Below are 22,880 nucleotides of genomic sequence, written 5' to 3' on the forward strand. Positions count from 1 at the left end.
CAAGAATTTCGAAACCTTGCAAAGCCGCATTCCAAGAACGTTAGTAGAGGAATTCCTTTATTAATACATGCCTGTAAAATTTAATATATTTACCGATTAGTGAGAAGAAAGAAAAATTCAAGAGATTTTAATTAAAGAAGATAATAAACAAACATGGAAATAATCATGGAGAATAAATATCAAAACGAAGAACGTTATTTTAAGGCTAAAAAGCGAGTAGAGGAAATTAAAGGATTTTACGGAAACTTGATCTCTTATATTGTTGTAAACACGGGGCTTTTAGTACTTAATTTGGTTACCTCACCAGAATATTTATGGTTTTTTTGGCCGCTATTAGGTTGGGGAATGGGTGTGTTTTTTCACGGGATGAAGGTTTTTAATTACATGCCATTTCTAGGTAAAGATTGGGAAGAGCAAAAAATCAAAGAATTTATGGAGAAGGAAAAAATGCAGAAATGGAAATAATATTTTAAATCAATAAAATGGAAAATAATTATCAAGAGGAGAAACGCTATCATGAAGCGCAAAAAAAAGTAAAAGAAATTAAAAGTTTTTATGTGCATCTTACAGTATATCTTCTGACAAATCCAATTGTAATTGCAGTAAATCTGATTACTTCTCCAGAATATTTGTGGTGTTTGTGGTGCTTGTTGGGCTGGGCAATACCAATAGTTTTACATGGTTTAATCGCTTTTGATTACCCTCCTTTTTTTAATAAAGAATGGGAAAAAAGAAAAATAAAAGAGTTTATAGATAAAGAAGAACAATCCAGAAATAATTGGGAATAATTTAAATTTTTATAAAAATGGGAAGATTTAGACGAAGAAAGTATGAAAATTATACGTCAGGGAATGGTAGTCCTGATGCGCGCTATGATATTGCTTATAGAAGAGTAAAAAGAATAAAAGGGTTTTATGTTCATTTATTAGTTTACGTTTTAGTTAATGCCTTTATAGTGCTTTCTACTTTTAATAGAAGCTTGCTCGGAAGTGAAGTCTTTTGGAAATGGGAGACATGGAGTACGGCTTTATTCTGGGGAATTGGTTTGCTATCACATGGATTATCAGTTTTTGGAAGAGAGTTGTTTTTTGGATCCGATTGGGAAGAGAAGAAAATTCAAGAATTAATGGATAAGGATAAAAATAATAAATGGGAGTAAAATGAATTTTTAGATTTGATTCTTTATTATTTAACCTTAAACTAGAAAGCTACCTTGAAAAAATATGTACCAGTTATTGCCGTTTTAGCCTTTGTAAAACTTATAATTCATGTGATTGGAAATCAAAATTATGGTTTTCATCGCGATGAATTATTGCACCTATCAGTAAGTGAAAACTTGGATTGGGGTTATTTTGAATTTCCACCTTTTATTGCTTTCATAGGTAAAGTGGCTCATTTCGTTTTTGGATACTCTTTATCGGGAATTCGTTTTTTTTCTACTTTAGCTGGAATTGGAATACTTATAATCTGTTGTTTCATTGCCAAAGAATTGGGCGGAAAGCGAAATGCCGTTTTGTTAGCAGGAATTTCAGTTTTGGCATTCTTACCCTTTTACCGCAACCATTTATTATTTCAGCCAGTAGCTTTTGATCAGTTTTTCTGGACTTTAGGATTCTATTTTTTAATTAAATACATCAATACTAAACAAATTAAATTTCTGGTGCTTCTAGGAATTACTTTTGGTATTGGCTTGATGAATAAATACACCATTCTAGTTTGGGGATTTGGAGTTTTTATTGGATTGATGTTTTACGATAAAGGGAAATTATTCAAAAATAAATGGTTGTATATTTCAGGAATCATTTCTTTTTTAATTTTTTTTCCCAATATTATTTGGCAAGTAAACCACCATTTCCCTCTTATTTTGCACTTAAAGAAATTGAAAGAAAGTCAATTAGATGCAAATGGTACATTTGATTTTGTTATCGAACAAATCAAACACCCTTTCACATTTACGATTAGCCTCATTGGTCTAGTTGCTTATTTTTTGGATACCAATTTAAAAAAGTATAAAATTTTTGGAGTTGCTACAGTAGTTATATTTGGAACCCTATGGATTATGGAATCCAAAGCCTATTATTTCTTTGCCATTTATCCAATACTGTTTGCAGCAGGTGCCGTGAAAATCGAAAAACTATTAGAGAAAAAGCCTAAATGGAATTATGTCGTGGCTGCGGTACTATTGCTTCCAGCTCTTCCTTTTTTGCCTTTAGCAATACCTATTTTGCCAATCAAGGATTATGTGGAATATGCTGATGCAAAAAAGCTACAGGACGGTAGAGTCGAATTGACATCGGATTATGCGGATATGTTTGGTTGGGAAGAACAAGTGAAATTAGTAGATAGTTTATTTCAATCCTTACCGTTAAAAGAAAAAGAGAATTGTATGATTTGGGCCGAGAATTATGGTGAAGCTAGTGCACTAGAAATTTTAGGAAAAAAGTACGATTTACCAAATCCAGTTTGTTCACATGGGAGTTTTTGGTCTTGGGGAACAGGTAAAACGGATGGCACTTTTTGTATCAGTATTGGGAACGAAAAAGTAGCCGTTGATCGTGTTTTTCAGGAGGTGAAATTGGTTAAAATAATCAAGCATAAATATGCCATTGATGAAGAAAATAATATTCCCGTTTACCTTTGTAGAAAAACCAAAATTAACCTGAAGAAAAAATGGCCTTTGTTAGAAAAATATGTTTTTGAATAACATATTTTTTAAACAAATTAATTTAGATTTTAAAAATAGTATTTATGACAATCATAATAATCGAAGATGAAAAACCAGCAGCAAGATTGTTGCAACGCAAATTAGAAAAGTTAAAAATTCAGGTAGGCGTGATGCTCCATTCGGTTGAAGAATCTATTGAATGGTTTTCGAATAATGAACATCCAGATTTGATATTTTTGGACATCCAATTATCGGATGGATTGTCCTTTGAAATATTTGAAAAAATCGAAATTAAGAGCGCTATTATTTTTACAACTGCATATGATGAATATGCTTTAAGAGCATTTAAATTAAACAGTATTGACTATCTTTTAAAGCCAATCGACGAGGAGGATTTAGATATTGCAATTGCAAAATTTAAGGACCGTTTACCTAAAAAGGAAAAGCTTCAAATTGATTTTGAAGAGATTAAAAAAATGCTTTCAAATCCGTTTGAAAAAAAACACAAAAAACGGTTTACAGTAAAAATAGGGCAGCATCTAAAAGTTATTTCTACTGATGAAATAGAGTGTTTTTATAGCGAAAATAAGGGGACTTATATTCATACTTTTGACAATAGAAATTATCTTGTCGAAACTACTTTAGAAGTATTGGAGCAAGAATTAGATCCTTCTGCTTTTTATCGAGTGAGCCGTAAATTCATTATTCCAATGAAGGCAATAAAGGAAATTATTGTCTATAGTAACTCTCGTTTAAAAGTAATTTTGCCGTCGTATACCACTGATGAGGTTGTTGTAAGTAGAGAAAAAGTTTCTGATTTTAAAAATTGGATTGCTTAATTAGTGGTTAAACTATGAGTTTATAATAAACATCTTAACTAGCTCGTATTTAAATTTTTAAATACCGACAATAGATTATATCTATTGGGTCTTAATGTCTAAAATATCGCTTTCTTATTCCTATTAGGATAAAAATAAAAATGGAATACACTATAAAAAACGGAGCAATGTATTCAATGTAATCTATGGCCAACATCAGCGCTATTATTAATAGTTGAAAACCCAATCCATATATAGATACAAAAGTCATAAACCAATTTGGTAATGTTTTGACTCTATAAGCATCCCTGTCGAAGGTGTGAATTATTTTATCAAAACCACCATAAACAAGAGTATAAATTTCGAATAAAATGGCTACTGATTTTTGACTTTCTCCAGGTAAAGCTTTAGGCATTTTGTACTCAAAAACTTTGCTTGTGGAGTCACCGCCAATTGATTTGTTTCTTAAAATTACATAGTAATAATTGTATAATGTTCCCTGTAATTGGATGCAAAAGAAAGCCAATAATGCGACCCAAAAAGGCGTTGCTGAAACGTAGCAAATTGCCGATAAAAAGAAAAAATTTAGAAAAATATCAAAGAGACTGTCAAGGTATCTTCCAGTGTAGGATGGTCTTTTTTTTAAGCGTGCCAGTTCCCCATCAGCGGCATCAATTATCGATTTTAAAATAATAAAAATACCTGCTAAATAGTATTGATTTTGCACTATAAAATAGACCGCAATAAGACCTGATAGGCCAAAAAGTAGCGTAACATGTATAGGGGTAAATCGGGTGTTTTTTAATCGTTTTGCAAATAATTTTCCAGGTGATCTTCCGTAATCTGATAAATCGAAGAACTTATCTTGAGCAGCAAGTTTAGACATTTTTGTTTAAGATGAACAAAGAAATGTGACAATATAGTCAAATGCAAATATAGCTAAAAGTTGTTATTTAGACAATCGGTGCAAGGTAAATGTCATGGCTGATAAAAGGAAAAAAGCATTGATTTGGTGGATCAATCCTAGCCATAATGGGACACCGTAAAGTAATGTAAAAACACCTAAAGCAAACTGTAAAAAAACAAGAATTACAAGCAAATTAATACCGTATTTTTGTCCATTGTCCATTGCGTATTTTTTGCTTTTAAAATAAAGTAAAAGCATCATAGCAACTACAAAATAAGCTAATGTTCTATGTATAAACTGCACGCCACTTTTTCCTTCGGTAAAGCTTAAAAACAGGTTTTTTTGCTCTAAAAATACCGAGTCATGAATGAATTGTCCATCACTCATTAATGGCCAATGATTGTGAATTAAACCTGCATTTAAACCTGCAACAAAGCCTCCGTAGATAATTTGTAATAATAAAAAAGCAAGTGCATATTTAGCGATAGTTTGTAACGATTTTTGAGCAGCTCTTTTGTCTGGATAAATTAGGTCTAACGCTACCCAAAAAGTGTAAGCAAAGGTAATAAAGGCAGTTGTAAGGTGTAAGGCAAGTCTAAAATGACTAACATCAGGATTATCAATTAATCCGCTTCGAACCATAAACCAACCAAAAAAGCCCTGTAAACCACCAAGCCCTAATAGTATGATGCATTTTTTAATTGTGCTTTTGTCTAGTTGTTTTCGAATTAAAAAATAGATAAACGGAAGTATAAATACCATTCCAATGGCACGACCTATAAAACGGTGAAACCATTCCCAGAAATAAATAAATTTATAATCAGAAAGTGTGAAATCATTATGAATATTGATTTTTTGATATTCAGGAAACTGTTTGTATTGATCAAAAGCTTCTTGCCATTTAGCCTCAGTTAATGGAGGTAAAGTATCGGTTATTAGATGCCAGTCGGTCATTGAGAGACCTGAATTAGTCAATCGAGTAATGCCGCCAACAACCACCATTATAAAAATTAATAAACAACCGGATAACAACCAAATTATAACTGATTTATTCTGTTTTTTCATTTTGAAACTAATTTTGGCAAAGATATTTTAATTACTATTAATCCTTAATTCAACAAGCGTTAATCTTTAATCCTATTTTGTGTGCTCTTTTTAACATAAAGTCATAAGCAGCTTGGTATTCGTTGGCAATTTCACCTTCTAATATGGCTTCTTTAATTGCTTCTTTAAGCATTCCAATTTCCTTGGAAGGCTTTAGATTAAAAAGTTCCATAATTTCTTCTCCAGTAATCGGAGGCTGAAAATTACGTACATGATCGCGTTCTTCAACTTCCACAATTTTTTTTCGAACAATTTCAAAATTACTGTGGTATTTCTTGAATTTATTTGGGTTTTTGGTTGTAATATCAGCTTCACAAAGTGTCATTAAATCTTCAACATCTTCACCAGCATCAAAAACCAATCGTCGTACTGCGGAGTCCGTAACTGTGTCTTGTGACAGCACTATAGGACGGGAACTCATCATGACCATTTTTTGAACAAATTTCATTTTTTGATTCAAAGGCATATGCAAACGTTCAAATAATTTTTTGACCATTTTTCCTCCTAGAAATTCATGTCCATGAAAGGTCCATCCTTGTTTTTTATTGAAACGTTTGGTTGGTGCTTTCCCAATATCATGTAGTAAAGCAGCCCATCTTAACCATACATCATCCGTATTAGGACAAATATTATCTACGACTTCTAATGTGTGATAAAAATTATTTTTGTGTGTTTGGCCTTCAATTTCTTCTACATTGTTTAATGCAGTTAATTCTGGTAAAAGAATCTCAAGAAGTCCAGTTTTGTATAAAAGTAAAAAACCAATTGAAGGTTTTTCAGTCGAAAGAATTTTGTTCAACTCATCTACAATTCGTTCTCCTGAGATGATTTTAATTCGCTCTGCATTTTTAGTAATTGATAGTAACGAATTCTCTTCAATTTCAAAATTCAACTGATTGGCAAAACGAATGGCACGCATCATACGTAAAGGATCATCAGAGTAGGTGATGTCAGGATCAAGAGGCGTTCTTAAAACCTTATTTTCCATATCATTCAAACCATCAAAAGGATCTAGTAATTCCCCATAATTTTTTGAATTTAGAGAAATTGCCAATGCATTGATTGTAAAATCACGACGGTCTTGATCATCTTTTAACGTTCCGTTTTCTACAACTGGGTTGCGACTTTCAAAATGGTACGACTCTTTTCTAGCGCCAACAAATTCGATTTCTGTATCTTCAAAACGCAACATGGCAGTACCATAAGTTTTGAAAACCTGAACTTTTGGTTTGTTAGGTAGTAATTTAGATACTTTTAAAGCCAATTCGATTCCGCTGCCAACAGCAACGATATCAATGTCTTTTTTAAAATCTCTTTTTAAAATCAAATCTCTCACAAAACCACCAATAACATAACTATCAACGTTAAGTTCTTGGGAAGCCTGAGAGATGACTTGGAATATTTTGTTATGTAATGCTTCTTTGTAATTCATATGATTCTACCGCAGATTCGCAGATTTTTTTATTTTTTTGTGCGAACAATTCGTTTGTATTCTAAAGAAATAGAATTGAAATTCACCAATAATGCAAGTTCATTATCTGACACTTTTAGATAATTTAAGCATTGATTATAATGGCTATTATTAAAACAATCTACAGTTTTAATTTCTAAAATTATTGACTTATAAAGTACGAAATCTGCATAAAACTGATGCTTTAAAATTGTGTTTTTATAGTTTACTGAGTATTCTTTTTCACGTTCATAAGGGATGTTATTTTCGTTAAACTCAAATTCTAAAGCGTCTTTATATACAATTTCTGAAAAACCTTTTCCTAAAGTTTTATGAACTTCAAATAGAATTCCAATTATTTTGTAGGTCTCATCTGCGGATAAATATTCCTCCATAAATTAAAATTTTAATCTGCGAATCTGCGGTTGTACTTTAATAATCTGCTATTAAAAACTATTTACGTATCACTTTTACCTGAGAGTCATTTGTCAACTTTATAATTGTCGATGGTTTTCCCCCAATTTTATCGCGGTGCAAATTTACAACATAGTCTACACCTTTAATAATCTCAGGACTAATTTCTTTGAAACTTTTTGGTGTGGGTTGTCCTGATATGTTGGCCGAAGTGGAAACTAATGGTTTTTTCATTCGCTCCAATAGTTTAAAGCAAAAAGGTTCTTTTACGATTCGGATTCCTAAAGTTTTGTCGGTGGCAATTAAGTTAGCAGCAATGTTTCTAGGATTATCAAGAATTAAAGTAGTGGGGTTTTCGGATAAATCCATGATTTGCCAGGCTACTTCTGGAATTTCTTTGAAAACATTGTACATCATTTTTTCCCCATTCATCAAAACGATCATGCTTTGCGTTTCGGCTCTTTGTTTGAGTTTGTATATTTTGGCTACAGCCTCGGGATTTGTTGCATCACAACCTATTCCCCATACAGTATCGGTAGGATAGAGGATAATTCCGCCTTCTTTGATCACTTCAAATGCTTTGATGACTTCTTCGTTAAGATCCATAGTTATTGTAAAAATAAATTTTATTGCAAAAATAACTATTCTTTATGTTATAAATCATGCTTTGAGTTTCTAATAATCTAAATAGGGCTTCTTTTTATACTCATTACTAAAGAGAATGTGGAATTTTTTTAATGGTTTTTGGTAATAGTCTTTTAAATTAGAGTCTTTTTAAGAATTCTTAATCGTTGGTAACGAATAAAAATACTGTACGCGTTTAGATAGCAAATAATGATTCCTTTTTTTCCGTCTAGAATTCCCAATCGTACAATGTAATTATAAAGAAAGTTATAAGTAGGATGCACGTATTGAATTAAAAGACTTGGATTTTTGTTTTGATTGAGCTTTTCTAAAGCTTTCAATTCTCCGTAACGTATTATTTTTGCTTTATAAGAACCATAATTAGGATAGGAGTAATGAATGAGTTTGTTTTTGAATACCGCCGTTTTTCCATTCGTAATTAATTTTTCATGGACTAATTTTTCAGTTGCGTAAGTAGCAAATCCTTTATGGAAAAGGCGAAAAATTTTATCATTTTGACAGCCACTAAAATGAAGAACCTTATGTTTAAACATAAATTTTCTACGAAACTGAAAAGCAATAGAAGTTGTTTTTTGTTGTGTCGTTTCTAGAATTTCTGATTTTAATTCAGGAGTTAGCCTTTCATCAGCATCAAGGAAAAGAATCCAATCATTTTGGGCTAATGAAATCGCATAATTTCTTTGTGCTGGATAATTTTTAAAAGTGTTTTGAAAGAATTTTACTTTTGGAAATGATTTACAAATTACTTCCGTTTTATCTGTACTAAATGAATCGACAATAATAATTTCGTCCGTAAAATCCAAATCTGCCAAAAGCGCCTGCATTTGATTTTCCTCGTTTAATGTAATTATTAAAACGGATATATTTGTATTAGACGATTCAATCATAAATTATGGGCAGTTTGAAAATAAGTTCTTTCTTTTGGGTTTAGCGAGAATGTGTATTTAAAAAAGTTTGCAACGAAGGGAATAATAGTTCAGGTTGAAACTCATTATAAAATAATTTAGTTTCTTTTTTTACAGTTTTAGCCGACTTTCCTTCAAATAATTCGGGTTTAAATTCATTTAAATGTAAGGAAATATGATTGATTCCGTCTTCAAATGTGGCCCAGCCTTTTTTGTCAATCCAAGGAGAAAAAACAATGTAGGAAGGTTTGTGGAGTGCTTTAGCCATATTGATTGCTCCACCATCATTACCAATAATCATATCACATTGGTTCATTATGGCGATAAATTCGCGAATTGTTTTTCCTAAAACCGAGAAGTGAATTTTTTGTTTTGTACTCTCTTTGCATCCATTGAAGATCGTTTTAGCTTCTTCAATTTGCTTTGGAAAATAATTAAAAAGGATATTACAGTTATCATTGTCACCAATGAAATCAACTAATTCTGACATGTATTTCAATGGATAGGTTTTGTCAGCACTGCTTCCAATTATACTGAGCATAATCGTCTTTTTGGATCGATCTAGACCATGAGAATCCAATAGGGAAGAGGCGAAATCATTTTCCTCCTTTGTTACATAAATTTCTGGAAATGTAATCAAATCGATGTTGAGCTGAAATGGATCTAGCAATGCTAATCGTTGTTCAATTATTAAACCCAAATTTGTATTTGTTGTTTGCTTTCTTATGATGGTATCAGTATAAAGAAAGTCTCTTCCTTTTTTTAGATAAGATATTTTTTTGGATGCTCCTGAAAATAATACTACGAGCCAACTTTCTAATTTGGAATAAGCATCTATAACAATATCGTATTTTTCTTTACGAATCGTTTTTAGGAATTTATAAAGTTGCCATTTACTCTTTTGATGTTTTTCCTTAAAAAGGATAAGATTATCAAAGCTAGTATTTCCCTGTAAAACAGCAATCGTCGATTCATAAACCATGTAATCAATTTGAGCATTGGGGTATGCTTTGCGCAAATTATCACATAATAAAGAGCTTATTAAGACATCTCCAATCATTTTTTGTTGAATTACAAGTATTTTCATTTGATTTGGATTTGAAAAGTTATGCTTTTATTTTCAAGTAATTCATGGCTCTAGGACTAATCCAAGTTTGTTTTTGAATCGCGTTGGAATAATAAACCAATAGATTTTTCAGCATCAATCGATTCACTTTTAATTTTGGAATAAAAAATAAAAATAGACTAATTACAGATAATATTATTTTTTCTAATAGTACTCCAATAATCAACAAGCTATGTAAATAGATTTGTATTCGAAAAGTAAATTGATTGCTAATATAAGTGTGTTTTGAAATAATAACTTCTGTTTTTGTGAGTGCTTTTGTTTTGATATTCAATCGGGAAGCACCACCATGTTGATGAAAAATTGTTGCTTTTCTAGTAACGGCAACTTTTCCACCTATATCGGTTATTTTTTTACAAAGATCAACATCTTCAAAGTACAACCAGTAATCTTCGTTCCAGCCGTTAATTTTGGTGTACCAATCTCTGTTTATAAAAACAACTGCACCAGTGACCCAATCTGGGTAAAACAAATCGGTAGTAGTGTTAAAGCGTTTTTCTAGTTTGGCTTTGTTCCATTTTCTAAACAGCGTTCGCGAAATTCCGAAAAAGCGTCCTAAAGCAGGAAATAAGTTGTTTTGCTTATAGAAAATAGCATTCTCATTGATTTGTAAACACGATAGAATTCCAATTTCAGGATGTGAAACGGCAGTTTGCAAAAGTATTTCTAATGCTTCAATAGTAAGTTTGGTATCTGGATTTAAAAAAAGGAAATGGTTTCCCGTAGCCATGCTTGCACCAACGTTGCAACCATTTGAGAAACCATTATTTCCAGAATTTTCTATTATTGTAAACTTGGAATATTTTTCTTTAAAAATAGAGAATTGTCCATCGTTAGAGAAATTATCAATTACGATAACCTCAAAGGAAATTGTTTTTGAAACAATTGTAGCAATAGATTCTAAACATTCGTCTAATGCTTTCCAGCCACGATAATTAACGATAATTATAGATATATCCAATAGGTCTTTTATAAAGTGGGTTAACGAATCGGATTATACCGCTACGTCATATTCGCGTAAAGCATCATTCAATGAAGTTTTCAAATCAGTTGAAGGTTTACGTGTCCCAATGATTAATGCACATGGTACTTGAAATTCACCAGCAGCGAATTTTTTAGTATAACTACCAGGAATCACTACAGAACGAGCAGGTACAAAACCTTTCATTTCAACCGGAGTTTCACCAGTAACATCAATGATTTTTGTAGAGGCAGTTAGGCATACATTGGCACCAAGAACTGCTTCTTTACCAACATGAACTCCTTCAACAACAATACAACGAGAACCTACAAAAGCGCCGTCTTCGATAATTACCGGAGCCGCTTGCAAAGGTTCAAGAACACCACCAATACCTACACCACCACTTAAATGTACATTTTTACCAATTTGAGCACAGCTTCCTACAGTTGCCCAAGTATCAACCATGGTTCCTTCATCTACATAAGCACCAATGTTTACATAACTTGGCATCATGATTACACCACTTGAAATATAAGCACCATAACGAGCTGATGCTCCAGGAACTACGCGAACTCCTTTGGCAGCATAATCTCTTTTTAGCAACATTTTATCGTTGTATTCAAAAATACCTGCTTCCCAAGTTTCCATTTTTTGAATAGGGAAGTACATTACTACCGCTTTCTTTACCCATTCATTTACTTGCCACCCTTCACCAACTGGTTCAGCAACACGTAATTTTCCTGCGTCTAATAATTCAATAACTTCTCTGATAGCATCAGTTGTTGTAGTTTCTTGTAACAAAGCACGGTTTTCCCAAGCTTGTTCTATAATTGTCTGTAATGGATTCATTTTTGTTAGATTTTTGACAAAGATATACTTTTTAACCAAAAGCAAAAAGTGAAAATTTTTCCAAAATGTTAGTTTTTTCATATGATTTCTTTGGGCATGACCCTACGTAAAAACTTCGGGTCGGGCTTTTCGTTCTCGCTTTTTTATTACTGGTCAAAAAATCCAGCAATAAAAAGAGCTTCACTACAATCCCTCACGCAGCCCTCTTTAATGACAAGATTTTGATTTTAAATTTGTTTTAAAAATCATATGAAAACAGACAAGAATTTGGTGTGATGGAGAAACGAATACAAAAAACAACTTATCATGAAATGTTTTATCTTTGTATTTTAAAATCAAGATTATGGAAACCATTAGATTAGAATTTCAACCCAATATCAAAGCCAAAATTTTAGAATTATTGAGTTCATTCTCTTCGGATGAGTTGAAAATAGTTCAAGAAGATGCACAATTGGATAGTAATAAAAGAAAGGTAGATATTGCTTATGCTAAACTAAAAAGTGGTGCTGAAAAAATGCATACTGTTGAAGAAGCAGATGCTATTTTAGATCAAACCTTTTCAGAATATGACAGTTAGTGTCTCCAATGAATTTTTGGAATTACTTACAAATCAAGTTCGTTTTATTTACAAAGACAAACCCAAAGCGGCATTAAAATTCAGAAAAGAATTACTTAGAAACATTAAAAAAGACCTAAAACATCCCTTTCATTTCAAAGTATCTAGATATTTTGAAAATGAAAACATAAGAGATTATGTTTTTAAAGGATATATAGCTGTTTATGAAGTTGATGTTGAGAAAGAAATGGTTTCTGTTTTTGCTTTCATAAAATATAAAGACTCCCTATAAAATGCCAAGAATACTTTCCATAGACTACGGTCAAAAACGCACCGGAATTGCTGTTACAGACGAAATGCAAATCATCGCCTCGGGATTAACTACTATTCCCTCTGCTACAGCTATTGCTTTTTTGAAAGATTATTTTACCAAAGAAAAGGTGGAGGCCGTTTTAATTGGGGAACCTAAACAAATGAATGGTCAACCATCCGAAAGTGCCTCAATAATAAAAGGCTTTGTGACTCATTTTACCAACCATTTTCCAGACATGAAAGTCATACGAATGGATGAACGTTTTACCTCAAAAATGGCTTTCCAAACTATGATTGATAGTGGACTCAATAAGAAACAACGTCAAAATAAAGGACTAATTGATGAAATTTCGGCTACAATTATGCTCCAAGATTACCTGAGTCAAAAAAAGTTTTAAGTAGTCATTTTGAATCAACTATAAAGACTAGAACGTTTTCGTAATTTCTAACTTTTCCATCTTAATTTATTATATTTTTTTTAATTATATAAAGTATCTTTGCATTTTAAAATTTTGATATGCTTGATACAAAAACCATTCGTTCAAATACTGAAGTAGTACTTATAGGAGCTGGAATTATGAGCGCCACTCTTGGCTTAATTCTAAAAGAACTACAACCTGATATAAAAATTCAAATTTTTGAGAGATTAGACATTGCTGCTGCCGAAAGTTCTGATGCATGGAATAATGCTGGAACTGGACATTCTGCTTTTTGTGAGCTGAATTATACCCCAGAAGGACCAGATGGTTCTATTGATCCAAAAAAAGCAATTAGTATAGCTGAATCATTTGAAGTATCAAGACAATTTTGGTCTTATTTAGTGGAACAAAATAAATTACCTTCTCCAGAAAATTTTATCAAAAGTATTCCGCACATGAGCTTTGTGTGGGGTGAAAAAAATGTTGCCTATTTAAAGAAACGTTTTGAGGTATTACAAGCCAATCCGCTTTTTAAGGATATGGTTTTTAGTACTGATTTTTCTCAATTGAAAGAATGGATGCCTTTAGTAATGGAAGGTAGAGATGAGTCTGAGAAAGTGGCTGCCACTTCTATGGCTATAGGAACGGACGTTAACTTTGGTGAATTAACTAGAAATATCTTTGGTTATTTATCAAATTTAGATGGAGTTACGATTCATTATAACCATGAAGTTTCTAAGATAAAAAGACGTGATGATGGTAAATGGAGATTAAAAATCTCGGATTTGGTTACGGGTCAAAAAATGAAGGTGTATACTAAGTTTTTATTTATTGGTGCAGGTGGGGGTTCTTTACCATTATTAGAAAAAGCCGATGTTCCTGAAGGAGAAGGGTACGGTGGTTTTCCAGTAAGTGGGCAATGGCTTAAATGCACGAATCCAGAGGTAATTGCTAAACATAAAGTGAAAGTATACGGAAAAGCTAGTGTAGGTGCCCCTCCTATGTCTGTTCCTCATATCGATTCTAGAATGATTAATGGAGAAAAACAATTACTATTTGGACCTTTTGCTGGTTTTTCTACTCGTTTTTTGAAAAATGGTTCTTATTCTGATTTGCCATTATCGATCACTACAGATAATATTTTTCCAATGATTTCTGCAGGAATAAAAAACATTCCACTAACAAAATATTTAATAGAGCAAGTACGTCAATCGCCAGAAGATAGAATGAATGCCTTAAGAGAATATGTGCCTGGAGCAGAATCGAAAGACTGGGTTATAGAAAGAGCAGGGCAAAGAGTTCAGGTGATAAAAAGAGATAAAAAAGAAGGAGGAATACTTGAATTTGGTACTGAGGTGATTACTACTGCCGATGGGTCTTTATCAGTATTATTAGGCGCTTCACCAGGAGCTTCAACGGCGGTTTCCATTATGGTAGATCTAATAGGTAGATGTTTTAAAGACAAATTGGCAACATCAGAATGGCAAGACAAATTAAAAATAATGATACCCTCTTTTGGCCAACAATTAAATGAGAATCCTGCACTTTCAACTAAAATAAGAAAACACACTGCTGAAGTTTTAAAACTGAATAATTAAGTTTTAAAAATAGAATTGCAATTATAAAAAAAAATGAATCCTATCTAATGGATTCATTTTTTGTTTGGATCAATATTTTTGTTGTTTTTACAATATTTTCAGATAAGTTTATTAACCAAATCAATTGTTCAATCACAAGTTGTGCCTCTTGCATTTTTTGTTGAAAGACTGCGTCATTACTATTATTTACTTGTTTTAGTTCTTTTTCACGAATCTTTTTTAACTCCGTAAATCGTGTATTGAATTCTTCATTATTGTTTTCTTCTTTTGGTTCTAAAGCAGTATTTCCTAAAAGTACTATAGCGTAATCTAAATTTTTTATTACTTGATTTACAACCACATTAAAGGCTTCAGAAGCTTCGGTTGTTTTGTGTGATTGAATATAGGTTCCTAATGAGGCTTCGGATGACAGTAAGGCATGGTTCAGCACCGTTAATTTATAAACTTGAGCTAGTTTGTTTTGCTTAGATTTAGGTTCTTGCAACATCCTTTGGAAAGAAGCCATAAGGTTTCCAATTTCAATAAATGCTTGTTTTCTGGCAAGTCGGTAAGAGGTAGAAACGATTCCTTTTTCATTGTAGAAAATCGATATTTGTTTTAAATAATTTCTGTTGGCTTTAATGGATTTTTCCAAATGGATTGGAATACTCAAAAATTCCCAAGAAGGCCATAAAAAATAATTAGCTAAAAAGGATAATGTAGCACCCACTAGGGTATCTAATATTCGAAATTGGATTACATCTTGAATATTAGGTGTTAAAATTCCATAAATAAAAACCACATATAAAGTGACAAATGTGGCTCCAATTTTATAATTAGTGGGAGTAAATGAAAATCCAAAAAGCATTGCAATAATAGCTAAACCCCCTATTATGTTTTTATCATGAACAATTGATAAAATCCCAAAGGCAATTAATCCACCTAAAAGAGTACCAAAAATTCTTTGATAAGTGCGTTGTTTTGTTAAGCCGTATTCTTGTCGCATGATAACTATAATGGTAAGTAATATCCAATATACATTCTGAAACGGAAGTAGTTGCCCAATAATAAAACCAATTAATATTGTAATTGTTAAACGCAGAGAATGTCTAAATACGGTCGATGAAAAACTCAAATTTTCTAGAAATGTACTTATTGGGTAATATAATGGCGTTATAAATTTTTCTAAATCTTTGTCTCTTTCTTTAAAGTCATGTAAGTCAACGGTTGAAGTATAAGCACGTTCTAGTGTTTTTATTTTTTCGACTTGCTTTTCAGCATAGTGCAACATAGTTGTAAGCATAAAAACGCCTTCAGTCGCACGTGTTTTTCCTATCTCAATTTCATACTCAGAAATAGCTATTTCAAATTCGTGTAAATCGGTTATTAAATTATGTTTCGAATTGTATTTGCTTTTGTCTTCAATGCTTTTTGATATTTCTTTTAAGACCTTGGACAGGTTATATGCTAAGTTTTGATAGGTCAATAAAACATTGGGATGGTTATCAAATTTTTGATGTAATTTATTATGATCAAATGAAGTTGATATGGCGAGTTCCATTATTTCTACAAGTGAAATAAAAAGAATAAGCATTTTACGATTTTGATTTGAAGAACCTGAATTGGTACGATTTCGTATTAAAATTTCTCGAATATTTTCATGAATAGCATTCAGTTTTACTTGTAATAGTAACTGTTTTTTTGTGATTGCTTTTCTATCCGAATTTATTTTCCAAAGATCACCTCTTAATTTTAAGTAACTGGAAGTTAATTGAATGCATTCGGCGATCTGTAGTTCTACATATCTATGAGGTCTAATGTAAAAAAAAAGCAATGAAATTAGTAAATAAAATAATCCTCCTATAAGTAGAAGTCCGGAATGCAATACCATTTCCCAACCCGAATTAATATGAGCAAACGCCAAAGAAATAGACAGTAATGCTGAAAATGAAACCATAATCGCACGTTGTCCGTAAACGGAGATCATGGATAATATAAAAATTAATATTGCTAATAATGGATAAAAAATCCATGGGTAGGGATGGATAAGATTTATTAATAAATTCACTCCAGAAACAATTAATGTAGCTACTAGAATTCCAATTACTTTGTGTTTTAAGTTACTGGGAATGTCACTTGGGTAAGTGAAAAATGCACCAAGAGCTATTGTAAAGCCAATAGAATAATCACCTAAATAGGTAAATAACAAAACAGGAATTACTGCGGAAATAGTTACTTTTAATGCATTTGTAAAATTGGTACTGTCTGTAAATTTTTTTATTGTAGAAATCATAAATAATATCGCTTACTCACAAAGATAAGGATTGTATGATTTAAGCCTATCATAATGAATGACCATTTAATACAATAGTATAAAAAAATATTATTTATCAATTTGGAATTATTCATTGTCTAATTTTTTACTATTTTTGCAAACTGCAGTTAAGGAATGTTGATTCTGGATTTGTGGTTGATAATATTTAATACAAGAACAATGATTTTACCAATTGTAGGATATGGACATCCTGTTTTGAGAAAGGTAGGGGAGGATATTACGGAGGAGCACCCAGACTTGAAACAAATTATCGCGGATATGTATGAAACGATGTATAATGCTTATGGTGTTGGGCTTGCGGCTCCACAAATAGGCAAAGCGATTCGTTTGTTTATAATTGATACAACTCCATTTAGCGAAGATGAAGATTTAGAAGCATCAGCACAAAAAGAATTAAAAGGCTTTAAAAGAACTTTTATTAATGCCAAAATTCTAGTGGAAGATGGAGAAGAATGGTGTTTTAACGAAGGTTGTTTAAGTATTCCTGATGTTCGTGAGGACGTTTACAGAAATGAAAGAATAACTATTGAATACTGTGAAGAGGATTTTGTAATGAAAACGGAAGTATTTGATGGTTTAATTGCACGAGTAATTCAACACGAATACGATCATATTGAAGGAATCTTGTTTACGGATAAAATTTCATCTCTAAAAAAACGATTGATTCAAAAAAAATTAAAAAACATTACTGAAGGAAAAACGTTTCAAGATTATAGAATGCGTTTTATTGCAAAAAAAGGAAGATAATACTATTTTTTATTTCTTATTTTGGTATGGTCTTTGGTCGTGACAAAAAATATAATACAAATTGAATTCTTAATAATAATTAAAAAAGCATGAGTTTAGAAAAAATATTATCCATTTCAGGGAAGCCAGGTTTATACGTACTTAAAGTACAAACGCGTACTGGTTTTGTAGCTGAATCATTAGCAGATGGAAAAAAAATCACGGTAAATTTAAAAAGCAATGTAAGTTTATTATCTGAGATTTCAGTTTATACTTATGAAGGAGAACAACCGTTAGGCGAAATAATGAAACGTATTGGGGCTAAGGAAAGTAATGGTCCAGCAATCTCTCATAAAGAAGATAATGCCACATTAGCAGCTTATTTTAAAGAAATTTTGCCAGATTACGATGAAGAAAGAGTGTATCCATCTGACATCAAGAAAATTTTGAATTGGTACAATACGATTCAAGCAAAAGGGCTAATTGTTGATGAGGCTCCAGCTGAATCTACTGAAGTAGAAACTACTGTTGAAGCAGAAGCAGTTGTTGAAAAACCAAAAAAAGAAAAAAAAGTTAAGGAATAATTAATTCCTTATGTTTATAAATTAATCCTGTAATCTTCTTTATTAGATTACAGGATTTCTTATTTTTACACAAAACCATACGCTATGAATGCAAGACAAATTCAACTTCAAGCTTTTGAAAGATTATTAAATATTATGGATGATCTAAGGGAAAAATGCCCTTGGGATAAAAAACAAACTCTTCAAACATTACGGCACCTTACTATTGAAGAAACCTATGAATTGGGGGATGCTATTTTGGATAATGATTTAAATGAAGTAAAGAAGGAATTAGGTGACTTACTATTACATATTGTTTTTTATGCCAAAATAGGCAGTGAAACTAATGATTTTGACATTGCGGATGTGTGTAATGAAATTTGTGAAAAATTGATTCACCGTCATCCTCATATTTATAGTGATACGGTAGTAAAAGATGAAGAAGAAGTCAAGCAAAATTGGGAAAAATTAAAATTGAAAGAAGGTAAAAAATCGGTTCTTGAAGGAGTTCCTAAAAGTTTACCTGCTTTAGTAAAAGCAAGTAGAATTCAAGATAAAGTAAAAGGGGTAGGATTTGACTGGGAAGAATCACATCAAGTTTGGGACAAGGTGCAAGAAGAATTGGAGGAATTACAGGTTGAGGTTAAAGCAGGAGACCAAGATAAAATAGAAGCCGAGTTTGGCGATGTTTTATTTTCAATGATTAATTACGCTCGCTTTTTAAATGTAAATCCCGAAGATGCTTTAGAACGCACTAACAAAAAATTCATTAAACGTTTTCAATATTTAGAAAGTAAAGCAGGAGAATTAGGAAAACCACTAATGGACATGACTTTGGCTGAAATGGATGTTTTTTGGGAAGAAGCGAAGCGGTTACCTCAAAAATAGGAATTTAAAATCTCTGATTTTCACATACTTCAATTTTGGGAAGAAGCGAAGCGGTTACCCCAAAAATAGGAATTTAAAATCTCTGATTTTCACATATTTCAATTTTGGGAAGAAGCGAAGCGGTTACCCCAAAAACAGGAATTTAAAATCTCTGATTTTCACATACTTCAATTTTTGGAGGAAGCGAAGAAAGTATTATAACAAAATAATTATTCTGCTATTCTTTTCAATTTATTGATGTCAATAAGTGTGATTTTTTTACCAGTTAATTCAATTAATCCCAATTTTTTGAAATCAGAAAGTAATCGTATACAACTTTCGGTGGCAGTACCAATCATACTTGCTAACTCTTCTCTAGATAACTGAACTTTTAAGCTATTATCTTCATTTATGCCAAAAGTAGCTTGTAAGTACAATAGTGTTTCTGCAAGTCTTTCTTTTACTGTTTTTTGAGCCATATCAACCATATGTCCATCAGCTTCTTTAAGATCACCACAAATTACTTTCATGACATTCATTGAAAACTGATTGTTTTTATCAAAAAAGCCCATTACTTCAGTTTTAGGAATAAAACAAACTTCCATGTCCTCTAGTGCTACCGCACTTAAGTTAACAGGTTCATCACTTATTAATGATCTCTGACCTAATAATTCTCCTTTTGAAACAAGTTTAACTATTTGATCTTTGCCATTGGGGCTTAACTTCGATAACTTACAAACACCATCTTTAATACAAAAGATTCCATTTACATTTTCTCCTTCTTCAAAAATGACTTCCCCTTTTTTTATGATGCGTGATGTTTTACAATCAGCAAGTTTTACTAATTCATCTTTGTTAAGGGCTTTTAGTGAGCTAAATTCCCTAACGATACATTGTTCGCATTTACTCATCTTGAAATAGTTTGTTTTTATGTAAAAATACGCTTTAATATGACATATATCATATTTTAATTAACATTCGTTTAAGAGCTTTGCATTAGGTAAAATGAGCAAATTTATGGACACACAAAACTGTTTCCATTGTGGGTTAGATATTATAAGAGCAGAAGAAATTATTTTTGACAATAAAGAGTTTTGTTGCAACGGTTGTAAAACGGTTTACGAAATCTTTAGTGTCAATGATTTGACTTGCTATTATGATTTTGAAAAATCCCCTGGAGCAACACCATTAGATATTAAAGGTAAATATGAATTTTTAGATAATGAAAATATCATTTCAAAATTATTGGATTTTCAAGAAACTGCAACCGCTATTGTTTCACTTAGTATTCCTCATATTCATTGTAGCTCGTGTATTTGGATTTTGGAAAATTTACAGCGTCTTCAAAAAGGAATAAGTACTTCTCAGGTTAATTTTCCAGAAAAAAAAGTCCGAATTACCTATAATCCTGAAGAAGTTTCGCTTAGTGAAATTGCTTATTTATTGAGTTCTATTGGCTATGAGCCCTATATTAGTTTAGAAAACTATGAAACCGGAAGTAATAGTGTGGATCGAAGTTTAACTTATAAATTGGGAGTCGCTTTCTTTTGTTTTGGAAATATTATGTTGTTATCCTTTCCAGAGTATTTTGAAGTAAGGGAATATTGGTTGGACGCGTACCGTCCTTTTTTTAGATGGTTAATCTTCGCTCTTTCGTTACCCGCTTTCTTTTATTCAGCTAGTAGTTATTATGTTTCGGCTTATAAAAGCATCAAATCGAGAATGTTAAATATTGATATTCCTATTGCTTTAGGGATTATAGTAATGTTCGTTCGCAGTACCGTAGATATTGTATTTGATTATGGGTCCGGTTTTTTTGACAGTTTGACTGGGTTGATTTTCTTTATGCTTTTAGGTAAAATGTTCCAAATTAAAACATACAGTTTTTTGAGTTTCGAAAGGGATTTTAAATCGTATTTTCCAATAGCGATTACTAGAATTAATCCAGATGCAACAGAGGAAAGTGTACCTGTCTATGATATTATAAAAGGCGACCGACTACTTATAAGAAATCAAGAGTTAATTCCCGTAGATGGAATTTTGATTAGTGATAGCGCTTCTATTGATTACAGTTTTGTAACTGGAGAAGCTGTTCCTATTACTAAAAATTCTGGTGATAAAATATTTGCAGGAGGTAAACAAATAGGTAAAGTGATTGAAATGGATGTTTTACAGTCTACTTCACAAAGTTATTTAACGCAATTGTGGAGCAATGATGTTTTTCAAAAAAAGGTAGAGCAAAAACACAAAAACATCACGGATACAATTAGTCATTATTTTACTCCAATTTTACTCCTAATTGCTTTCGTTTCGTTTGGATATTGGATTTTTATCGATACCATTAAAGCTTTCAATGTTTTTACTTCCATATTAATTGTGGCTTGCCCTTGTGCCTTAGCCTTAACCGCACCGTTTACAATTGGGAATGTATTGCGAATTTTAGGTAAACAAAAATTTTACCTGAAAAATGCTTTGGTAATAGAACAATTAGCAAAAGTAGATACCATTGTTTTTGATAAAACGGGTACTATAACGACCAATAAAAAATCAAGTATTTCCTATCTGGGTAATCCTATTTCTGATATCGATAGCATTTGGATTAAGAATTTACTTCGTGCGTCCAACCATCCTTTGAGTCGTATGTTATATGATTATTTACCTGAGATGCAAAAAGTATCTATTGCTGATTTTGAAGAAATTAATGGGAAAGGGATTCAGGGCACAATAGATGGGAGACAAATTAAAATTGGTTCTGCTTCATTTGTTGGAAAAATAGAAGACAATGCTTTGTTACAAACTGCTGTTCATATTACAATTGATGGTGTTTATTATGGGAAATATATTTTCAATAATCAATATCGAGAAGGTTTAGATAGCCTTTTTAAAGGATTAAATGATGATTATCAAATCAAAGTCTTATCTGGAGATAATGATGGTGAAAGAAGAGCCTTAGAGGCCATTTTACCTCAAGGAACCGAATTGATTTTTAATCAAAATCCAGAACAAAAATTGGAGTTTATCAAAAAACTACAAGAACAAGGTAGCAATGTGATGATGGTAGGTGATGGATTGAATGATGCAGGAGCATTGGCACAAAGTAATATAGGTATTTCAATATCAGAAAATGTAAATGTTTTTTCACCTGCGTGTGATGCTATTTTAGAAGCCAATGAATTTCAAAAACTGCATTATTTTTTAAAGCTTTCTAAAAAAGCCATGACAACAATTAAGTTGAGTTTTGCTTTATCACTGCTTTATAATGTAGTAGGCTTGAGTTTTGCCATAACTGGGAATTTACGCCCGCTTGTTGCGGCAATTATTATGCCTTTAAGTACCATTACAATTGTCAGTTTTGTTACTGTTATGAGTAATTATTATGCAAGAAAGTTAAAATATATTAATAAGAATTTTAACAAATAAACGAAGTATGATAAATGTCATATTTTATAAAAAGAGAGCAGGCTAACTTTGTTAACACAAATTTAAGGTATGAGTGTCATTTATTTATTAATCTCCATTAGCATATTCGTTGCGGTTGGCTTTTTTATTGCTTTTATAGTAGCGGTAAAAAGTGGTCAATATGATGACGATTATACGCCATCTGTCAGAATGCTTTTTGACGATGAAATCAAAAAAATACCCCAAAAACAAATACAAACAACAGAAGAAAAACAAAATTAA

Annotated in this window: 25 protein-coding genes; 14 read left to right on the top strand and 11 right to left on the bottom strand. The window is 31.8% G+C overall.

Going from position 1 to position 22,880, the window contains the following annotated elements; translation table 11 throughout:
* Positions 1 to 153 precede the first annotated feature (153 nt).
* Genes AB3G36_RS09350 through AB3G36_RS09370 form a run of 5 tightly spaced genes read left to right on the top strand, consistent with a single transcriptional unit; the run spans position 154 to position 3,504 of the window.
* Positions 154 to 465: a 2TM domain-containing protein gene (locus tag AB3G36_RS09350; protein ID WP_367752048.1), complete on the top strand. Its 312-nt coding sequence runs from the start codon at positions 154 to 156 to the stop codon at positions 463 to 465.
* 17 nt (positions 466 to 482) lie between these two features.
* A complete protein-coding gene (locus AB3G36_RS09355) occupies positions 483 to 788 on the top strand; it encodes a 2TM domain-containing protein (protein WP_367752050.1) in 306 nt (101 codons plus the stop codon).
* A gap of 17 nt (positions 789 to 805) precedes the next feature.
* Complete coding sequence (locus tag AB3G36_RS09360) at positions 806 to 1,159, top strand: 2TM domain-containing protein (RefSeq protein WP_367752051.1); 354 nt, start codon at positions 806 to 808, stop codon at positions 1,157 to 1,159.
* A gap of 54 nt (positions 1,160 to 1,213) precedes the next feature.
* A complete protein-coding gene (locus AB3G36_RS09365; protein ID WP_367752053.1) occupies positions 1,214 to 2,704 on the top strand; it encodes an ArnT family glycosyltransferase in 1,491 nt (496 codons plus the stop codon).
* 44 nt (positions 2,705 to 2,748) lie between these two features.
* A complete protein-coding gene (locus tag AB3G36_RS09370; protein ID WP_367752055.1) occupies positions 2,749 to 3,504 on the top strand; it encodes a LytR/AlgR family response regulator transcription factor in 756 nt (251 codons plus the stop codon).
* Between the two features lie 91 nt (positions 3,505 to 3,595).
* Here the strand turns inward: AB3G36_RS09370 and AB3G36_RS09375 are convergent, their stop codons facing one another.
* The 9 genes from AB3G36_RS09375 to AB3G36_RS09415 all read right to left on the bottom strand — a co-directional run bounded on the left by AB3G36_RS09375 (position 3,596) and on the right by AB3G36_RS09415 (position 11,844).
* Positions 3,596 to 4,369, bottom strand: a complete 774-nt coding sequence (locus AB3G36_RS09375) for a CDP-alcohol phosphatidyltransferase family protein (protein ID WP_367752057.1) — start codon at positions 4,367 to 4,369, stop codon at positions 3,596 to 3,598.
* A gap of 63 nt (positions 4,370 to 4,432) precedes the next feature.
* Positions 4,433 to 5,455, bottom strand: a complete 1,023-nt coding sequence (locus AB3G36_RS09380) for a COX15/CtaA family protein (RefSeq protein ID WP_367752059.1) — start codon at positions 5,453 to 5,455, stop codon at positions 4,433 to 4,435.
* 49 nt (positions 5,456 to 5,504) lie between these two features.
* Positions 5,505 to 6,926 carry a CCA tRNA nucleotidyltransferase gene (locus AB3G36_RS09385; protein ID WP_367752060.1) on the bottom strand — a complete coding sequence of 474 codons (1,422 nt, stop codon included), beginning with the start codon at positions 6,924 to 6,926 and terminating at the stop codon, positions 5,505 to 5,507.
* Between the two features lie 29 nt (positions 6,927 to 6,955).
* Complete coding sequence (locus tag AB3G36_RS09390) at positions 6,956 to 7,339, bottom strand: GxxExxY protein (protein ID WP_367752062.1); 384 nt, start codon at positions 7,337 to 7,339, stop codon at positions 6,956 to 6,958.
* Positions 7,340 to 7,397: 58 nt separating this feature from the next.
* A complete protein-coding gene (locus AB3G36_RS09395; protein WP_367752064.1) occupies positions 7,398 to 7,964 on the bottom strand; it encodes an L-threonylcarbamoyladenylate synthase in 567 nt (188 codons plus the stop codon).
* A gap of 152 nt (positions 7,965 to 8,116) precedes the next feature.
* On the bottom strand, positions 8,117 to 8,890 hold the full coding sequence (locus AB3G36_RS09400) for a glycosyltransferase family 2 protein (protein WP_367752066.1): 774 nt from the start codon (positions 8,888 to 8,890) through the stop codon (positions 8,117 to 8,119).
* 40 nt (positions 8,891 to 8,930) lie between these two features.
* On the bottom strand, positions 8,931 to 9,995 hold the full coding sequence (locus AB3G36_RS09405; protein WP_367752068.1) for a glycosyltransferase family 9 protein: 1,065 nt from the start codon (positions 9,993 to 9,995) through the stop codon (positions 8,931 to 8,933).
* Positions 9,996 to 10,014: 19 nt separating this feature from the next.
* Positions 10,015 to 10,995 (bottom strand): glycosyltransferase family 2 protein, encoded by a 981-nt coding sequence (locus AB3G36_RS09410; RefSeq protein ID WP_367752069.1) that lies wholly within the window; start codon positions 10,993 to 10,995, stop codon positions 10,015 to 10,017.
* Positions 10,996 to 11,028: 33 nt separating this feature from the next.
* Positions 11,029 to 11,844 (bottom strand): 2,3,4,5-tetrahydropyridine-2,6-dicarboxylate N-succinyltransferase, encoded by an 816-nt coding sequence (locus AB3G36_RS09415; RefSeq protein ID WP_367752071.1) that lies wholly within the window; start codon positions 11,842 to 11,844, stop codon positions 11,029 to 11,031.
* Between the two features lie 343 nt (positions 11,845 to 12,187).
* On the opposite strand from AB3G36_RS09415, the gene AB3G36_RS09420 reads away from it, so the two are divergent.
* The 4 genes from AB3G36_RS09420 (at position 12,188) to AB3G36_RS09435 (ending at position 14,729) form a co-directional block, all read left to right on the top strand.
* On the top strand, positions 12,188 to 12,421 hold the full coding sequence (locus tag AB3G36_RS09420; protein WP_367752073.1) for a hypothetical protein: 234 nt from the start codon (positions 12,188 to 12,190) through the stop codon (positions 12,419 to 12,421).
* Positions 12,411 to 12,692 (top strand): type II toxin-antitoxin system RelE/ParE family toxin, encoded by a 282-nt coding sequence (locus AB3G36_RS09425; protein ID WP_367752075.1) that lies wholly within the window; start codon positions 12,411 to 12,413, stop codon positions 12,690 to 12,692. Before AB3G36_RS09420 ends, AB3G36_RS09425 begins: the two co-directional genes overlap by 11 nt.
* Position 12,693: 1 nt before the next feature.
* Positions 12,694 to 13,110 (top strand): Holliday junction resolvase RuvX, encoded by a 417-nt coding sequence (gene ruvX, locus AB3G36_RS09430; protein WP_367752077.1) that lies wholly within the window; start codon positions 12,694 to 12,696, stop codon positions 13,108 to 13,110.
* Between the two features lie 119 nt (positions 13,111 to 13,229).
* Positions 13,230 to 14,729, top strand: coding sequence for a malate:quinone oxidoreductase (locus AB3G36_RS09435; RefSeq protein WP_367752079.1), 1,500 nt, complete (start codon positions 13,230 to 13,232; stop codon positions 14,727 to 14,729).
* 40 nt (positions 14,730 to 14,769) lie between these two features.
* Here AB3G36_RS09435 and AB3G36_RS09440 read toward each other — a convergent pair whose 3' ends face one another.
* Positions 14,770 to 17,001, bottom strand: a complete 2,232-nt coding sequence (locus AB3G36_RS09440; RefSeq protein WP_367752081.1) for an FUSC family membrane protein — start codon at positions 16,999 to 17,001, stop codon at positions 14,770 to 14,772.
* Between the two features lie 201 nt (positions 17,002 to 17,202).
* Between AB3G36_RS09440 and def the strand changes: the two genes are divergently transcribed.
* From def to mazG, 3 genes are all read left to right on the top strand, one after another.
* Positions 17,203 to 17,790: a peptide deformylase gene (def, locus tag AB3G36_RS09445; RefSeq protein WP_367752083.1), complete on the top strand. Its 588-nt coding sequence runs from the start codon at positions 17,203 to 17,205 to the stop codon at positions 17,788 to 17,790.
* A gap of 89 nt (positions 17,791 to 17,879) precedes the next feature.
* Positions 17,880 to 18,353 carry a DUF5606 domain-containing protein gene (locus AB3G36_RS09450; protein WP_367752085.1) on the top strand — a complete coding sequence of 158 codons (474 nt, stop codon included), beginning with the start codon at positions 17,880 to 17,882 and terminating at the stop codon, positions 18,351 to 18,353.
* Between the two features lie 84 nt (positions 18,354 to 18,437).
* A complete protein-coding gene (gene mazG / locus AB3G36_RS09455) occupies positions 18,438 to 19,220 on the top strand; it encodes a nucleoside triphosphate pyrophosphohydrolase (RefSeq protein ID WP_367752087.1) in 783 nt (260 codons plus the stop codon).
* Positions 19,221 to 19,429: 209 nt separating this feature from the next.
* On the opposite strand, the gene AB3G36_RS09460 is transcribed toward mazG, so the two are convergent.
* A complete protein-coding gene (locus tag AB3G36_RS09460; protein WP_367752089.1) occupies positions 19,430 to 20,110 on the bottom strand; it encodes a Crp/Fnr family transcriptional regulator in 681 nt (226 codons plus the stop codon).
* A 106-nt stretch (positions 20,111 to 20,216) separates the two neighbouring features.
* Between AB3G36_RS09460 and AB3G36_RS09465 the strand changes: the two genes are divergently transcribed.
* Positions 20,217 to 22,619, top strand: coding sequence for a heavy metal translocating P-type ATPase metal-binding domain-containing protein (locus AB3G36_RS09465; RefSeq protein WP_367752091.1), 2,403 nt, complete (start codon positions 20,217 to 20,219; stop codon positions 22,617 to 22,619).
* A gap of 69 nt (positions 22,620 to 22,688) precedes the next feature.
* Positions 22,689 to 22,880 carry a cbb3-type cytochrome oxidase assembly protein CcoS gene (gene ccoS, locus AB3G36_RS09470; RefSeq protein WP_367752093.1) on the top strand — a complete coding sequence of 64 codons (192 nt, stop codon included), beginning with the start codon at positions 22,689 to 22,691 and terminating at the stop codon, positions 22,878 to 22,880.

This window comes from Flavobacterium sp. WC2430 (assembly GCF_040822075.1).
GTDB lineage: Bacteria > Bacteroidota > Bacteroidia > Flavobacteriales > Flavobacteriaceae > Flavobacterium.

What these genes read in the sequence shown, in the direction of transcription:
- AB3G36_RS09415 (WP_367752071.1), bottom strand. Translation starts at nt 11,844, where the DNA reads ATGAATCCATTACAGACAATTATAGAACAAGCTTGGGAAAACCGTGCT.
- AB3G36_RS09360 (WP_367752051.1), top strand. Translation starts at nt 806, where the DNA reads ATGGGAAGATTTAGACGAAGAAAGTATGAAAATTATACGTCAGGGAAT.
- AB3G36_RS09435 (WP_367752079.1), top strand. Translation starts at nt 13,230, where the DNA reads ATGCTTGATACAAAAACCATTCGTTCAAATACTGAAGTAGTACTTATA.
- AB3G36_RS09440 (WP_367752081.1), bottom strand. Translation starts at nt 17,001, where the DNA reads ATGATTTCTACAATAAAAAAATTTACAGACAGTACCAATTTTACAAAT.
- AB3G36_RS09405 (WP_367752068.1), bottom strand. Translation starts at nt 9,995, where the DNA reads ATGAAAATACTTGTAATTCAACAAAAAATGATTGGAGATGTCTTAATA.
- ruvX (WP_367752077.1), top strand. Translation starts at nt 12,694, where the DNA reads ATGCCAAGAATACTTTCCATAGACTACGGTCAAAAACGCACCGGAATT.
- mazG (WP_367752087.1), top strand. Translation starts at nt 18,438, where the DNA reads ATGAATGCAAGACAAATTCAACTTCAAGCTTTTGAAAGATTATTAAAT.
- AB3G36_RS09385 (WP_367752060.1), bottom strand. Translation starts at nt 6,926, where the DNA reads ATGAATTACAAAGAAGCATTACATAACAAAATATTCCAAGTCATCTCT.
- ccoS (WP_367752093.1), top strand. Translation starts at nt 22,689, where the DNA reads ATGAGTGTCATTTATTTATTAATCTCCATTAGCATATTCGTTGCGGTT.
- AB3G36_RS09450 (WP_367752085.1), top strand. Translation starts at nt 17,880, where the DNA reads ATGAGTTTAGAAAAAATATTATCCATTTCAGGGAAGCCAGGTTTATAC.
- AB3G36_RS09425 (WP_367752075.1), top strand. Translation starts at nt 12,411, where the DNA reads ATGACAGTTAGTGTCTCCAATGAATTTTTGGAATTACTTACAAATCAA.
- AB3G36_RS09400 (WP_367752066.1), bottom strand. Translation starts at nt 8,890, where the DNA reads ATGATTGAATCGTCTAATACAAATATATCCGTTTTAATAATTACATTA.
- AB3G36_RS09370 (WP_367752055.1), top strand. Translation starts at nt 2,749, where the DNA reads ATGACAATCATAATAATCGAAGATGAAAAACCAGCAGCAAGATTGTTG.
- AB3G36_RS09350 (WP_367752048.1), top strand. Translation starts at nt 154, where the DNA reads ATGGAAATAATCATGGAGAATAAATATCAAAACGAAGAACGTTATTTT.
- AB3G36_RS09395 (WP_367752064.1), bottom strand. Translation starts at nt 7,964, where the DNA reads ATGGATCTTAACGAAGAAGTCATCAAAGCATTTGAAGTGATCAAAGAA.
- AB3G36_RS09460 (WP_367752089.1), bottom strand. Translation starts at nt 20,110, where the DNA reads ATGAGTAAATGCGAACAATGTATCGTTAGGGAATTTAGCTCACTAAAA.
- AB3G36_RS09355 (WP_367752050.1), top strand. Translation starts at nt 483, where the DNA reads ATGGAAAATAATTATCAAGAGGAGAAACGCTATCATGAAGCGCAAAAA.
- AB3G36_RS09375 (WP_367752057.1), bottom strand. Translation starts at nt 4,369, where the DNA reads ATGTCTAAACTTGCTGCTCAAGATAAGTTCTTCGATTTATCAGATTAC.
- AB3G36_RS09380 (WP_367752059.1), bottom strand. Translation starts at nt 5,455, where the DNA reads ATGAAAAAACAGAATAAATCAGTTATAATTTGGTTGTTATCCGGTTGT.
- AB3G36_RS09465 (WP_367752091.1), top strand. Translation starts at nt 20,217, where the DNA reads ATGGACACACAAAACTGTTTCCATTGTGGGTTAGATATTATAAGAGCA.
- AB3G36_RS09390 (WP_367752062.1), bottom strand. Translation starts at nt 7,339, where the DNA reads ATGGAGGAATATTTATCCGCAGATGAGACCTACAAAATAATTGGAATT.
- AB3G36_RS09420 (WP_367752073.1), top strand. Translation starts at nt 12,188, where the DNA reads ATGGAAACCATTAGATTAGAATTTCAACCCAATATCAAAGCCAAAATT.
- def (WP_367752083.1), top strand. Translation starts at nt 17,203, where the DNA reads ATGATTTTACCAATTGTAGGATATGGACATCCTGTTTTGAGAAAGGTA.